The organism is Flavicella sediminum (genome assembly GCF_006381105.1).
Classification (GTDB): Bacteria; Bacteroidota; Bacteroidia; order Flavobacteriales; family Flavobacteriaceae; genus Flavicella; species Flavicella sediminum.
The window spans coordinates 199105-213250 of sequence record NZ_VDET01000002.1; the positions used below are offsets into that span (position 1 = coordinate 199105).

A 14146-nucleotide genomic window follows, 5' to 3' on the forward strand; every position below is an offset into this window, starting at 1 on the left:
GTATTAAAATATCATTTTATTTTTAAAAATTTTATTTCTACCTATAACAACTATAAATAAAAATTTAGACAAAAAAGTTTTCATCAAAAAGGGTTCCTTTAGCTCACCAATAAACATTAACAACAACAAACCTATAGTTAATAGTTTTTCGTGTTTAGAACCTGACTTATCTGAATTCTTAATTTTTCTAAAGAAAATAAAATAAAAAAGAATAGTTATGGGTAAGCCAAAACTAAAAACATTTTTAATCATCCCTGAATCAGACCCCATTCCATTTGCATAATCATCTGTATCAAAACCAGCTCCAAACAATAAATCTGACGTAGATTTTGGAAAAAACAAATGCCCTTCGGTAAAACTATTCATGTCTTGCCCTCCTTTTTTATCTTCATCAAAAATTTCAAAGGCTTGCCCGTACCACTCAGAAATACTATTACTTTTAGCATTTTGCGAGAAAAAATAGGAAACTGCAATTTGCGATACTATAATTAAAGCCAATCCTACTAAAAAATTCTTTATAAATTTTCCATTCTCAGAAAACATATACGAATAAATAGCAATAAACATTAAAATTAACAACACCCCTGTTCTACCATTAATGGCTGTTGCCAAAAAAATTGGCAATAAACAAATTATATATTTTTTGTTATTTGTAATGGAAAAAAAATACAAAGCCAACAAACCTCCTATAGACAATGTTGTTGAATAGCCAGAACCTGAACTATTACTAAGCCCTCTATATATTCTAAAACTATTTTCATCAAAATTATTTTGTCCCAAAGGAGCCAAAGTATTCATTATACTAAATATAGAACCATTTAAAAATGAAAGCACAACTAACACCGATTGGAAAGCAATGGATATAAAAACTATTTTATAAATATATTGTAAATCTTTTTTAAAGATATTTAGATAAGCTGATAAAAACAAGAAACTTAGCAGATAGGCTTCTAATACTAATAATAAAAACCGGTAGACTTGGTGGTTTATTTCTCCACCAAAGTCCATAGAAACAATGACACCATACACTGCGAATAGCAATAATAAAACATATGACTTGGAAAAAAAAACCATGTTTTTAGGTTTTCTTACAAAAGGAACCACACAAAAACCAATGGTGATAAATATTTTGTCAAAAGACACAGGTAATACACCTAAAATATTAAGTTTAAAAACTATAAAAAAGGTAAATATATTAAGTACTATTAAACACAATGCTCTCATTAAAATTTCATATTGATTTGGAAAAATTCTATTTTTTTAATTTTACATACATAAGCAATAGCACCTTCATTGCATAATAGTGTACTTGTGCTAGTGACTTGTAAATCTTACCATACTTCTTATCAAATTTAACTAGGGTAGCCCATACCATTTGTTTTTTTAAATGTATAGGAAACTTAAATTTACCTTTCGAAAAAGCATCAAACTCTTCCAATAATAATAACGAGGATTTATAAGCAATTGTTCTGTTCTTATGTAATGTACTATTCGTAATACCTCCTTCGTGCAGCCTGTATACGCTCATCTCTTCTTCTATAAAAAACACTTTCTTATCGTTAATCAAAGACATAAACATTGCCATATCACCTTGAAGGATATTGGGGTTTTCTATATATTTTTGATTTTTGTAAATACGAAACAACACCGAAGATGTATGAAAAAACAGTGAATATATGTAATCAAAAATTGTAAATACAGTCTTACTAGAATCAATTCTCCAATCTTTCTTCATCAATTCATCGCCTCTTAAAACATTTGTATTATGCACACACAAATTACAATCTAAATTATTTTCTAAAGCATCCACTTGCTTTTGTAGCTTTAAAGGATCTGTCCAATAATCATCTCCTTCGCACATCGCCAAATATTTTCCTTTTGCCCTAGGAAGGTTAAATTTGACATTGAATCTTTTGACTCCTAGTGAATATTGATTTATTGTTTGAAAAATAGGCTTAATCAAGTCTGGGTACTTCAACTGATACTCCTTAATTATCTCAGCCGTATCATCGGTTGAAGCATCATCATGTATTAAAACTTCAAAATTAAAGTCTGTTTGTTGCATTACAAAACCATCCAAGCATTGTTTAATGAATTTACCATGGTTATATGTAATGCAACTAACCGACACTAGTACATTATGACTCATCTAATTAAAGATTAATTCGATTTTTAATAGTCTCAAATGCTTTATTCGATGTATCTATTAATTTTAAATTTATTTCCTTACATTTTTCAATGATCATGTCTTTTTCTTTTTCCAATTTTTCAATTTTAGAAAATAATTCATCTTTAAAATTATCCTGATTAACTTTCACATTAAAATCTAAAAAATCCAATTCTTCCATCAATCCTCTATGTTTTGGATGATTTTCCAAAGCAATTACAGGAACATCAAAACCTATAGGTACAATTTGACCATGCCCTCTCATCGCTATTGCAAATTCAGCATATTTATAATATCCAACAGCCATTTCAGAGTGATCAAAAGCAAATTGAGCAAAATCCCATACTTCAGCATTATCTATATCCTTAACTATTTCTTGACTAATAGCTACGTCATCTGGAACATGAGGCGCATAAACAACTTTATACCTTTTTGATAGATCTTTTGTAACTTCTATCATATCAGAAATAAAGTTTTTTTGTCTATCAATACTTCCAAAACGACTTAACGGTTTATCGTTTGCTATTTGAACAATTACATAAGGAACATTTTCAAAATTTTTATATTCCGTATTCAAATCTATATGAAATCCAGGATCAGGTATGACAGGTGCCGCAATGCCGGTTTGATCTAATATTCTTTTCGCACTTCCATCATTTCGAACTGAAAAATAAGCAGCGTGTTTAATTGTCTCATTTAAATGATCTATTCCTCTTTGAGGTATACCACCTTCTTCTACCCAATAATTATATCCAACGCCATAAACAATAAATGGTATTTTAATTTGCTTGATAAGCTCTTTATCTATTAGCCAAAACCATCCGTTAGGCCAATGTGCTCCATGGATAATACCCCCACCACCAATAACTAAAAGATCGTATTTTTTATTTACAACCTCATTTATATAATATTCAGTAAACTCTCGTCCTTGTATATTTGTTTCTGCAATATAATCAACATTCAAATTTTCGCGTAATAAATTTTTTACACCTATACCCAAGGCATAGTCTCCAATATTAAAATTTAAACAATAAGTGTGTAATATTCTCATAATATATCTATTTAATTTAGTAAACTCTCAACTGCGTCTGGTGAAAAAACTGGTAAATTCAAATTGTTATAAACTTCAAATCTTTCAACATGTGAATCATCAATAAAAATAGATTCTCTGTCTTTCATATACTTATATTTTTGATCCTCGTTTTTTAAATGAATAATCTCATCAAACAATTCAAGTAGTCGGTATTCCGACAGTGTTTTTTTTATATCCAGGCTATGCTTAGTGATTAATTTTAAGCTTTTATTTTCGTTTAATGCTTGATATAAGAATGCGATTAAAGTAGTATTAACTTTATCTGTTAGTAATAAACAATCATCAAAATCGACATATACTGTTTGGTATTCAATATTAATTTTATATTTATTACTTAAGGCTCTGTCAAGAGTCAAGTCATATTTATTAGAAAAAACACTAACATCATAGCCAAAGGCATCAAAAACAGACAATAAAGCTAGATTTACTCCAGTGTTCCTAAACAAGGCTGAAGATCCAGCAATTCTACTAGCAACTTCCAACAAGGACAACTCACCATTTACGTCTTTCTTTACTTGAAAAAACCATGCTCCTCTAAATTCAATCCTTTTATTTATATTTTTGGCGAAATTTGAAAATTCATTTTCTAAATCCGACACAGGAATAGTATTTACACTAATTCCTTTCATAATTCTTTTTCTTTCTCTAGCTCTAGCGAACAATAATTCTCCATTTTTATCCGTAAAACAATCGACTGTATATTCTTTTCCTGGAAGGTTTTCCAAAATAATACAATTCTCATATTTCTTCAAATGATTAATCCCTTCTTCTTCATCCTCAATCAATTTAGCTCCTCTTGATCCATAACCTACATCTGGCTTCATAAACACAGGAAACAGGCTAACACTCTCAATATCTGTATATTGCATCGGAACGTTCACATAATTTCTCAATACACTATAAGTCGACAACTTAGAACTACAAAGAGTATTGGTTTTAGCAGGTGAACCTATAATTAGACAGCCTAATACATCAGACGCTTCAGAAACTTTAGAAATTACTGCATCCATTGTAGGATAAATTGCGTCAATGCTTTGCTCTTCAATTATTACTTTTAATTTAGATATAAAATCATCTGAATTATAAAAAGGAATGTTTTCAATACATCTATTATATATGAACTTTCCATGATCCTCTACACTACTTCCTCCTATCAAATTTAAATGTCTAGAATACTTTAAAGACCTATGTATTTCTAATCCAATTTCTGAACCACAAGGAAAGACCAAAATGTTTTTTTTCATCATAATTTAATTTTTAATACTTAATAAAACTTCACAAATTACATTAACTTCTTTATTAGATAGTTTAAAATACAAAGGCAAACACAATACTCTTTTAGCAATGGCATCTGTTACTTTTAATGAAATAGGATCTAAATAAGGCAATGAATTGGCTAAAGATGGATAAAAATACCTTCTCGCAAAGATTTCATTTTCTTTTAAAACATCAATACATTTCAACATAAATTCTTCCGTTTCAAAAACCAAAGGAAAATAGGCGTAATTCTTACTTGCCTCACTATGCCAAATCGGCGTTACCGCAGCTAATCCTTGCAGGTTTGTTAAATAAGCTTCTGTCAATTTTTTTCTTTTGTTATGAATGGCTTCAATATGCTTGTAGTTCACCAAGCCCATTGCTGCATGGTATTCTGAATTTTTTCCATTAATACCCAGTTCCGCAAAACTTTCGGGTCCATCAAATCCAAAATTTCTAATTTTTGCTAATTTTTGAGATAATTCTTTATCATTGGTCACTACAAATCCTCCCTCAATAGAATGGTATAATTTGGTAGCATGTAAACTACAAGTACTAATATCTCCATACTCAAAAATAGACTTGCCATGAACTTTTACACCAAAGGCATGCGCCCCGTCGTAAATAACTTTTAGATTATGCTTATTTGCAATTTTTTCAATCGCTATTACATCACATGGATTTCCATAGACATGGGTCGCTAAAATTGCTGTTGTATTTTCGGTAATCGCTGCTTCAATTTTTGCAGCATCAATATTTAAGGATTGCTCATCAATATCTACAAAAACGGGGGTACAGTTTTCCCAAACAATACTACTTGTTGTTGCTATAAATGAAAAAGGCGTTGTTAAAATTTCTCCTTTTAAACCTAAAGCTTTAATAGCCATTTGCAAAGCGATAGTACCATTAGTTACATACAACAAATGGTTTACCTGTAAATGTTTTTGTAAAGTAGCTTCTAATTCGTTAGCCAAAGGCCCCATATTGGTCAGCCAACCACGTTTCCAAATACCAGAAATTAATTCGTTGTACTCTTCTTTTGGAGGTAAAAATGGTTTTGTTACTGGTATCATTTTATTTTCTGTTTTTAATGATATTTAAAACTTCAAATATCGGTCTTAATTTAAATAAATAATTCATAAATAAATAAAATAAACTTCCAACTATAGCCGGTACTACAAGTTGAATAAATTCATGATAATCGTGTAAAAGCATCATACTAAAATACATTATACCACACATTAAAATAGCTAATAGCATTATTGGCAACAGATCAATTAACTGTTTCTTCGATCCATAATCAATCAATTTACCACTGTAGTAGGTGTTAATAAAAAAACCTACTAAAGAACTGAAAATAGAACTCAAAAGCAAACCATAAATCCCATACTGAAAGGCTATAGCAATAACAACTAACAGTACTATTTTTTTATAAATTTCTAATTTCAAAAAAAGATCACTTCTCCCTAATACTTTTAATAAATTAATATTTAAAAAATGTAGTGGGTACATTACTCCAGAAACGCATAAAATTTGAAAAAAAGGAACAGCTTCCAACCATTTCTCGCCCAAAACAGACAAAAACAATGGTTTTGCTACAACCGATAACCCCAGCATAATTGGAGCTATTACAAAAAACGAAACGGTCATTACTTTCTTGAAAACACGTACCAATTTCTCCTTATCATCTTGAATCTTAGACAACAATGGATAACTTACATTTGTCAATACACTAGTCATTGTAGAAACAATATAGTGCTGAAACGTTTGAGAACGTTCAAAAAAACCTAAAACACTAATGGCATAATACTTCCCTATTAAAATATTGTAAATATTTTTAAAGCCCGTATTTAAAAGACTAGATAAAGTTAATTTATAACCAAACTCAAAATGCGTTTTTAACCTATCAGTATCAAACACTAAAATTGGTTTCCAAGAAGCTTTATACCAAAAGACCAATGAACGCACTGTTTGGTTGATTAAAAACATCCAAACCAAACTCCAAACTCCATAACCTAGATACGCCAAAGAAATACCACAAATAATACTTACTACTGTTGCAGGCATCTGATATTGCGTCAGTTTTTTAAACTCCATATCCTTTGTCAAAATAGTATTCTGAATAGACACAGTAGCAGAAATGATAAAACCAATACAATATACCCTAATAATATCAGTTAATGTGGGTTGATTATAGAAAACAGAAACATAAGGTGCTATTAAAAATATAATTATATAAATAACCACACTTAATAATAAATTCGTATAAAACACAGTGGAATAATCCCTGTCATCAACTTTAACAGATCTAATTAAAGATGTAGACAACCCCGTATCGGCAAGGGTTGTTCCAATTCCCATAAAAATAGTGATCATCCCTAAGAGCCCAAAATCATCTGGCTCTAGAATCTTTGCTAAAAACACAGTGGAAACAAACGCAGCACCTCTTGTTAAAAACAGATTAAAAAATGACCAGACTACACCAGACAATGCTTGTTTTTGTAAAGACATTTTTACTTATTTAGCAGATTCTTCAAATAATCATAATAGTCACCTTTTAAGGCATGGATATTATTTAGTATTTGTTCTCTCGTAATCCACTTATAGGCGTAGGCAATTTCTTCAATACAGGCTATTTTTAAACCTGTTCTTTTTTCCACTGCTTTTACAAATTCCGTTGCTTCTGTTAAGGCTTCATGTGTACCAGTATCTAACCAAGCAAATCCTCTACTTAAAATTTGCATTTTTAATTGCTCTTGCTCCAAATATTTTTGATTTACAGATGTAATTTCCAATTCACCTCGGTGACTCGGTTTCACATTCTTTGCAATTTGAATAACACTGTTCGGATAAAAATACAAACCAACTACCGCATAATTAGATTTAGGTTCTTCAGGTTTTTCTTCCAAACTTAAAACATTGTTGTCTTCGTCAAATTCTGCTACTCCATATCTTTCCGGGTCATTTACATAATTCCCAAAAACAACGGCTTTTCCTTCCGTTTTAACGGTTTCAACGGCGCCTTTTAAAATGTTTTGTAATCCCGCTCCGTAGAAAATATTATCTCCTAAAACCAAACAAACATCATCATCGCCAATAAAATCTTCTCCAATAATAAAAGCTTGGGCTAATCCATCAGGAGAAGGCTGTTCAGCATATTCTAATTGCACCCCAAACTGACTACCATCACCCAATAATTTTTTAAAATTAGGCAAATCTACAGGTGTCGAAATAATTAAAATTTCTTTGATACCTGCTAGCATCAATACCGATAGCGGATAATAAATCATCGGCTTATCGTATATAGGTAATAATTGTTTACTAACACTTATTGTTAATGGATGTAATCTTGTACCTGAACCTCCTGCTAAAACAATCCCTTTCATAGCTAATGTTTATTTATATTGTTTGTTATAATATTCTTGATAATCTCCACTTACAATTCTTTCCATCCAATCAAGGTTGTCTAAATACCAGTCAATGGTTTTCACAATTCCTTCTTCAAATTGCAAAGAAGGCTCCCAACCTAATTCTTCTTTAAGTTTTGATGAATCAATAGCATAACGCATATCGTGCCCTGCTCTATCCGTTACATAACTGATCAACTTTTCAGATGTCCCAGCTGGTTTTTGCAATTTGTTATCCATTTCTCTACAAATCACTTTGATCAAATCTATGTTCGACCATTCGTTAAATCCGCCAATATTATAGGTTTCTCCAACTTTTCCTTTGTGCAAAACTACATCAATAGCTCTTGCATGATCTACCACATACAACCAATCTCTAATATTTAAACCAGCACCATAAACCGGTAAAGGTTTTTCATTTAAAATATTGTTAATGAAAAGTGGAATCAATTTCTCAGGAAACTGGTTGGGTCCATAATTATTTGAACAATTGGTTACCAATACAGGCAAACCATAAGTATTGTGATACGCACGTACAAAATGATCTGAACTTGCTTTAGAAGCAGAATATGGAGATTGTGGATCGTAAGAAGTATCTTCTAAGAAATAACCTGAATCCCCTAAAGAACCAAAAACTTCGTCGGTAGAAATATGGTAAAACATTTTTCCGGTCATATCATCTTTCCAGCTTTCTTTTGCTTGATTCAGCAAAGTAAGCGTACCCATTATATTTGTTTGTGCAAATTCAAATGGATTGGTAATAGATCTATCTACATGAGATTCTGCGGCTAAATGAACAACCGTATCAATTCCATATGTTTCAAATATTTCTTTTATGTGAGCACGATCACAAATATCTGCTTTGATGAATTTGTAATTTGGGGCTGTTTCTACAACTTTTAAGTTCTCTAAATTACCTGCATAGGTAAGATTGTCAATATTGACAATTGTATAATCTGGATATTTTTCAACAAATAACTTTACCACATGACATCCAATAAACCCTGCACCTCCGGTAATTAAAATATTCTTCATCTCAAATAATTATAAATAGTTTCTTTTAAATAACAATTTTATAAACCGCTATCTCTAACTGCGTCTGTTAAAACATTTTTTACATCATAAATAATAGCTTTCTCTTTTTTCAATAAAGAAAAATCTATTTCTTTAAATTCATTATGCGCCACAGTTAAAAGAATGGCATCAAACTTCTCCGTTGGAAGCTCTGTTAGTGAATCTAAATTGTATTCATGTTTTACCTCATCGGCGTTTGCCCAAGGATCGTAAATAGTTACTTCAACACCATATTCTTTCAATGATGAAATCACATCGACCACTTTGGTATTTCTAACATCCGGACAGTTTTCTTTAAAGGTAATTCCCAAAGTTAACACCTTTGCATTTTTAATTTTTATGTCTTTCTGAATCATGGTTTTTACAACTTCAGAAGCGACATAGGCCCCCATACTATCATTCAGTCTTCTACCTGCTAAAATAATTTCAGGATGGTAACCATATTCTTGCGCTTTTTGCGCCAAATAATAAGGGTCAACTCCAATACAGTGACCTCCAACTAAACCTGGTTTAAAAGGCAAGAAATTCCATTTTGTACCCGCGGCTTCCAATACATCATGTGTATTGATTCCCATCAAGTTAAAAATCTTAGCCAATTCATTTACAAAAGCAATATTGATATCTCTTTGTGAATTTTCGATCACTTTTGCAGCTTCAGCAACTTTAATGGTCGGTGCCAAATGCGTTCCAGCAATAATAACAGACTTGTACAAGTCGTCTATTTTTCTTCCCATTTCAGGAGTAGAACCCGAAGTTACTTTTAATATTTTTTCAACCGTATGTTCCTTATCTCCCGGATTGATTCTTTCTGGAGAATATCCTGCAAAAAAGTCTTTGTTGAACGTCAAACCAGAAACCCTTTCTAAAACAGGAATACACTCCTCTTCTGTAGCGCCTGGATAAACAGTAGATTCATATACCACAACATCTCCTTGCTTTAATACTTGACCAACCGTTTCACTAGCTTTTACTAAAGGTGTAAGAACTGGTCTGTTATTTTTATCTACCGGAGTAGGTACCGTAATGATGAAATAGTTACATTCTTTTAAATCTTCCAATTTACTAGAACAATACAAACCATTAGCAGCTCCATTTTCCTGAACCAAAACACTTTGTAAAACCTCATCTTCAACTTCTAATGTGCTGTCACTACCTGCCATTAACTCTGCTATTCTGCCTGAATTAATATCAAAACCAACAACTGCATATTTTGTAGCAAATAACCTTGCCAAAGGCAATCCTACATAGCCTAATCCAATTACTCCAATTTTAATCTTAGTCATACTTTTATTTTAATTTTTCCCAATACCAGTTAACAGCTTCTTTCAATCCTTGCTGCAATGAAAATTCTGGATTATAGTTTAATAATTTTTTTGCTTTTTCTATACTTGCCAATGAATGTGGAACATCACCAGCTCTTAATGGTCCATAGACAACTTCAATATCCTTTATTTTCGCATCATATTCTGCTAAATTATCTTTCAATGAAGTCAATAAATCATTTAAAGTAGCTCTTTCACCAAAAGCTGTATTGTACACTTGATTTACAGCTGCTTTATCTTCAACAGTTAATGCACGTAAATTCATTTCAATAACATTATCTATATAAGTGAAGTCTCTTGAATATTCACCATCACCATTAACAACTGGCGATTCGTGATTGATCAATTGATTTACAAACTTAGGAATTACAGCTGCATAAGCTCCATCTGGATCTTGCCTTCTTCCAAAAACATTAAAATATCTTAAACCAATGGTTTCAAAACCATATACTTTAAAAAAAGTATCGGCATACAATTCATTCACAAACTTTGTAATTGCATAAGGAGACAAAGGTCTACCAATGACTTCTTCTACCTTAGGCATCGATTTAGAATCTCCATAAGTAGAAGAACTCGCTGCATATACAAATCTTTTTACTCCTGCATCACGAGCAGCAACTAACATATTTAAAAACCCACCAACATTTACATCATTGGTTGTAATTGGATCGTTAATCGATCTAGGCACAGAGCCTAAAGCAGCTTCATGTAACACATAATCTACACCAGCAACCGCCTTATGACAATCGTCTAAGTTCCTGATATCACCTTTAATTAAAGTAAAGGATTCATTTGCCATAAACGGATCCACATTTTCTTGTTTTCCTGTAGCAAAATTATCCAAACAAACTACTTCATTTTGTTTCTCTAGCAAAGTTTGAATTAAATTAGAACCAATAAACCCCGCACCTCCGGTGACTAAAATCTTCTTATTAGATAATTTAATTTCTGAAATATTACTCATGTTTATTTCTTTTTTTTATATGATTTATACCAATTCACAAACTGTAGTACGCCTTCATTTATTCCAGTTGTACTTTTATATCCTAATTTTTCAATATCCGAAACATCAGCCCACGTTTGTGGAACATCACCTGCTTGCATCGGTAAGAATTCTTTTTGAGCCTCCACACCAAAACTAGTTTCAATAGCTTTGATAAAATCCCCTAAACTTTGAGGTCTCCCATTCCCTATATTTGAAATTCTATAGGCAGGTTTTCCTTCTGCTTTTTCCGGACGATTTTCCAATAATATCTCAATTCCATTAACAATATCATCTATATACGTAAAATCACGGCTCATATTTCCGTTATTAAACACTTTGATGGCTTTGTTATTTGAAATAGCATCAGCAAACAAATAGATGGCCATATCAGGTCTTCCCCAAGGTCCATACACGGTAAAAAAGCGAAGTCCTGTAGTTGGAACATCATACAAATGGCTGTATGTATGCGCCATTAATTCGTTGCTTTTTTTAGTAGCTGCATATAAACTTATCGGGTAATCGACATTATCGGTTGTTGAAAATGGCACTTTTTTATTTTCGCCATAAACACTTGAACTACTTGCGTACAACAAATGCTTGATTTTATTGTGACGGCAACATTCTAAAATGTTTAAATACCCCACCACATTGCTATCAATATAAGCTTCTGGATTTTCAATACTATACCTTACTCCTGCTTGTGCTGCTAAATTACAGACAACATCAAACTCTTGCTCCTTAAATAATTTTGGCAAAGCTTCTCTGTCTTCCAAATTCATTCTTACAAATTGGAAATTTGCTTCATAAAGTGAACCTGTTGCGTTCTTTAAAAACTCCTCAGCATCTACTCTTTGAATGCCCAATTCATTCAAACGGGCATATTTTAAGTTTACATCGTAATAGTCGTTGATATTATCTATCCCCACTACTTGATGTCCTTTGGCTAGCAAAGATTTTGATAAGTGAAAACCAATAAAGCCTGCGGCTCCTGTTACAAGTATCTTCATTTAGTTTTTCCCTATTTGGTAATATTCAAATCCTTTCTCTTCTAAATTAAAGGCGTTGTACTGGTTTCTTCCGTCAAAAATAACAGGCAACTTTAATTGCTGTTTTATTTCTTCAAAATCAGGAGAACGGAATTCTTTCCATTCTGTTAACAAAATTAAAGCATCTGAACCTTTTAACACATCGTATTTTGATTCAAAATATTTAATATTTTCTACACCGTTTAAATAACACTCTTTTGCCTCTTCGATTGCCTTAGGATCATAAGCTTGAATCTTAGCGCCTCTTTTTACCAATTCTTTTACGATATAGATGGCAGGTGCTTCTCTCATATCATCAGTTCCTGGTTTGAAAGCCAATCCCCATAAAGCAAAAGTTAAGCCTGATAAATCTTCTCCAAACTTTTTAACTATTTTTTGAGCAATGACTAATTTTTGAGCATCATTAACATTCTCTACAGAAGTAATCAATTCAGCTTTGTAGCCATTTTCCTCAGCAATTTTCTTTAAAGCTTTCACATCTTTAGGAAAACAAGAACCTCCGTAACCGGCTCCTGGATAAATAAAACTATATCCAATTCGAGCATCCGATCCAATTCCTATGCGGACTTGATTCGCATCTGCTCCAACTTTTTCACAAATGTTTGCAATTTCATTCATAAATGAAATTTTTGTTGCCAACATGGCATTGGCTGCGTATTTTGTCATTTCTGCTGAACGAATATCCATTGAGATAAAACGATCATGAGACATACAAAATGGATGATACAACTCCTTCATTTTATCTATTGCGATAGCACTATCAGCACCTATCACAACTCTATCGGGCTTCATGAAATCAGCGATTGCCGCTCCTTCCTTTAAAAATTCTGGATTAGAAACTACATCAAATTCCAAAGAAACACCTCTTGTATCCAATTCGGTTTGAATAGCAGCTTTCACTTTGTCTGCTGTTCCAATTGGCACAGTAGATTTATCTACAACTACCAGTCTTTTTTGCATCGTTTGCCCTATAGATTTCGCTACTGCTAAAACATATTGCAAATCTGCAGAACCATCATCTCCCATTGGCGTACCTACAGCAATAAAAACTATTTCAGCATCTTTTATTGCCTCTGACAGATCTGTGGTAAAATAAAGATTCTTATTTTTTATATTTTTCAAAACCATTGGCTCTAAACCAGGTTCAAAAATTGGAATGATTCCGTTATTTAACTTTTCAATTTTTTTAGGATCTATGTCTACACAGGTAACTCTATTTCCCATTTCAGAAAAACAGGTTCCAGAAACTAAACCAACATATCCTGACCCAATAACTACAATATTCATATTATATTTTTATTTCTTTAAGCTTCTCTTTGTCATGTACTTCTTTTCTTAATCCGCTGCTAGAAAACCTGTGCTCTCTTTTATTAAAATAAAGTTGAATCCCTTTTTCTTCACAGTACTCTCGTCCTGTAAATTTTTTATTCGCATATTCTTCTCCAATTACTCGTACGTCAATTTTGAAAGATCTCAAAACATCTTCTAAATCTTGTTCTGTAGCATATGGTACTATTTCATCCACAAAACGACAACCTTTCAATTGGATATATCGCTCAACAACCGATTGAACAGGCCTGTTTTTCTCTGGACGATCTAGTGTTGGATCTGTCTGAATTCCACAAATTAAATAATCACATTGTCGTTTTGCGTCTTCCAACATTGTGATATGACCTGCATGTAACAAATCAAAAGCACTAAAAGTAATTCCTATTTTCATAATCTATTTATAGTTAAATACATGATTGCTAAAACTCGTGCAAAAATACTTTAAAATTTTGAGTTTTAATATTTT

The 14146-nt window shown here is 32.0% G+C and carries 13 protein-coding genes; all 13 read right to left on the reverse strand.

Translation table 11 applies throughout. From position 1 onward, the window contains the following. Window positions 1-3 precede the first annotated feature (3 nt). Window positions 4-1074 (reverse strand): hypothetical protein, encoded by a 1071-nt coding sequence (locus FGM02_RS01755; protein ID WP_139956338.1) that lies wholly within the window; start codon window positions 1072-1074, stop codon window positions 4-6. 178 nt (window positions 1075-1252) lie between these two features. After that, a complete protein-coding gene (locus FGM02_RS01760) occupies window positions 1253-2149 on the reverse strand; it encodes a glycosyltransferase family 2 protein (RefSeq protein WP_139956340.1) in 897 nt (298 codons plus the stop codon). Between the two features lie 4 nt (window positions 2150-2153). Beyond that, window positions 2154-3218, reverse strand: coding sequence for a polysaccharide pyruvyl transferase family protein (locus FGM02_RS01765; RefSeq protein ID WP_139956342.1), 1065 nt, complete (start codon window positions 3216-3218; stop codon window positions 2154-2156). Window positions 3219-3229: 11 nt separating this feature from the next. Beyond that, a complete protein-coding gene (locus FGM02_RS01770) occupies window positions 3230-4507 on the reverse strand; it encodes an ATP-grasp domain-containing protein (RefSeq protein ID WP_166461114.1) in 1278 nt (425 codons plus the stop codon). Window positions 4508-4510: 3 nt separating this feature from the next. After that, window positions 4511-5590: a DegT/DnrJ/EryC1/StrS family aminotransferase gene (locus tag FGM02_RS01775; protein ID WP_139956344.1), complete on the reverse strand. Its 1080-nt coding sequence runs from the start codon at window positions 5588-5590 to the stop codon at window positions 4511-4513. Window position 5591: 1 nt separating this feature from the next. Beyond that, window positions 5592-7028 carry a lipopolysaccharide biosynthesis protein gene (locus FGM02_RS01780; protein WP_139956346.1) on the reverse strand — a complete coding sequence of 479 codons (1437 nt, stop codon included), beginning with the start codon at window positions 7026-7028 and terminating at the stop codon, window positions 5592-5594. Window positions 7029-7030: 2 nt separating this feature from the next. Further along, the gene (gene rfbA / locus FGM02_RS01785; protein WP_139956348.1) at window positions 7031-7903 is read right to left on the reverse strand and encodes a glucose-1-phosphate thymidylyltransferase RfbA; all 873 of its coding nucleotides are present in this window, start codon (window positions 7901-7903) and stop codon (window positions 7031-7033) included. A gap of 9 nt (window positions 7904-7912) precedes the next feature. Next, entirely contained in the window at window positions 7913-8959 is a 1047-nt protein-coding gene (rfbB, locus tag FGM02_RS01790; RefSeq protein ID WP_139956350.1) for a dTDP-glucose 4,6-dehydratase, read from the reverse strand. 38 nt (window positions 8960-8997) lie between these two features. Further along, entirely contained in the window at window positions 8998-10281 is a 1284-nt protein-coding gene (locus FGM02_RS01795) for a nucleotide sugar dehydrogenase (RefSeq protein WP_139956352.1), read from the reverse strand. A 4-nt stretch (window positions 10282-10285) separates the two neighbouring features. Then, window positions 10286-11284: an SDR family oxidoreductase gene (locus FGM02_RS01800; protein WP_139956354.1), complete on the reverse strand. Its 999-nt coding sequence runs from the start codon at window positions 11282-11284 to the stop codon at window positions 10286-10288. 2 nt (window positions 11285-11286) lie between these two features. Further along, window positions 11287-12312: an NAD-dependent epimerase gene (locus FGM02_RS01805; protein ID WP_139956356.1), complete on the reverse strand. Its 1026-nt coding sequence runs from the start codon at window positions 12310-12312 to the stop codon at window positions 11287-11289. Next, on the reverse strand, window positions 12313-13638 hold the full coding sequence (locus tag FGM02_RS01810) for a UDP-glucose dehydrogenase family protein (RefSeq protein WP_139956358.1): 1326 nt from the start codon (window positions 13636-13638) through the stop codon (window positions 12313-12315). Window position 13639: 1 nt separating this feature from the next. Then, complete coding sequence (locus FGM02_RS01815; protein WP_139956360.1) at window positions 13640-14071, reverse strand: adenylyltransferase/cytidyltransferase family protein; 432 nt, start codon at window positions 14069-14071, stop codon at window positions 13640-13642. Between the last annotated feature and the right edge of the window lie 75 nt (window positions 14072-14146).

What these genes read in the sequence shown, in the direction of transcription:
- FGM02_RS01760 (WP_139956340.1), bottom strand. Translation starts at nt 2,149, where the DNA reads ATGAGTCATAATGTACTAGTGTCGGTTAGTTGCATTACATATAACCAT.
- FGM02_RS01805 (WP_139956356.1), bottom strand. Translation starts at nt 12,312, where the DNA reads ATGAAGATACTTGTAACAGGAGCCGCAGGCTTTATTGGTTTTCACTTA.
- rfbA (WP_139956348.1), bottom strand. Translation starts at nt 7,903, where the DNA reads ATGAAAGGGATTGTTTTAGCAGGAGGTTCAGGTACAAGATTACATCCA.
- FGM02_RS01780 (WP_139956346.1), bottom strand. Translation starts at nt 7,028, where the DNA reads ATGTCTTTACAAAAACAAGCATTGTCTGGTGTAGTCTGGTCATTTTTT.
- FGM02_RS01810 (WP_139956358.1), bottom strand. Translation starts at nt 13,638, where the DNA reads ATGAATATTGTAGTTATTGGGTCAGGATATGTTGGTTTAGTTTCTGGA.
- FGM02_RS01775 (WP_139956344.1), bottom strand. Translation starts at nt 5,590, where the DNA reads ATGATACCAGTAACAAAACCATTTTTACCTCCAAAAGAAGAGTACAAC.
- rfbB (WP_139956350.1), bottom strand. Translation starts at nt 8,959, where the DNA reads ATGAAGAATATTTTAATTACCGGAGGTGCAGGGTTTATTGGATGTCAT.
- FGM02_RS01800 (WP_139956354.1), bottom strand. Translation starts at nt 11,284, where the DNA reads ATGAGTAATATTTCAGAAATTAAATTATCTAATAAGAAGATTTTAGTC.
- FGM02_RS01795 (WP_139956352.1), bottom strand. Translation starts at nt 10,281, where the DNA reads ATGACTAAGATTAAAATTGGAGTAATTGGATTAGGCTATGTAGGATTG.
- FGM02_RS01815 (WP_139956360.1), bottom strand. Translation starts at nt 14,071, where the DNA reads ATGAAAATAGGAATTACTTTTAGTGCTTTTGATTTGTTACATGCAGGT.
- FGM02_RS01755 (WP_139956338.1), bottom strand. Translation starts at nt 1,074, where the DNA reads ATGGTTTTTTTTTCCAAGTCATATGTTTTATTATTGCTATTCGCAGTG.
- FGM02_RS01770 (WP_166461114.1), bottom strand. Translation starts at nt 4,507, where the DNA reads ATGATGAAAAAAAACATTTTGGTCTTTCCTTGTGGTTCAGAAATTGGA.
- FGM02_RS01765 (WP_139956342.1), bottom strand. Translation starts at nt 3,218, where the DNA reads ATGAGAATATTACACACTTATTGTTTAAATTTTAATATTGGAGACTAT.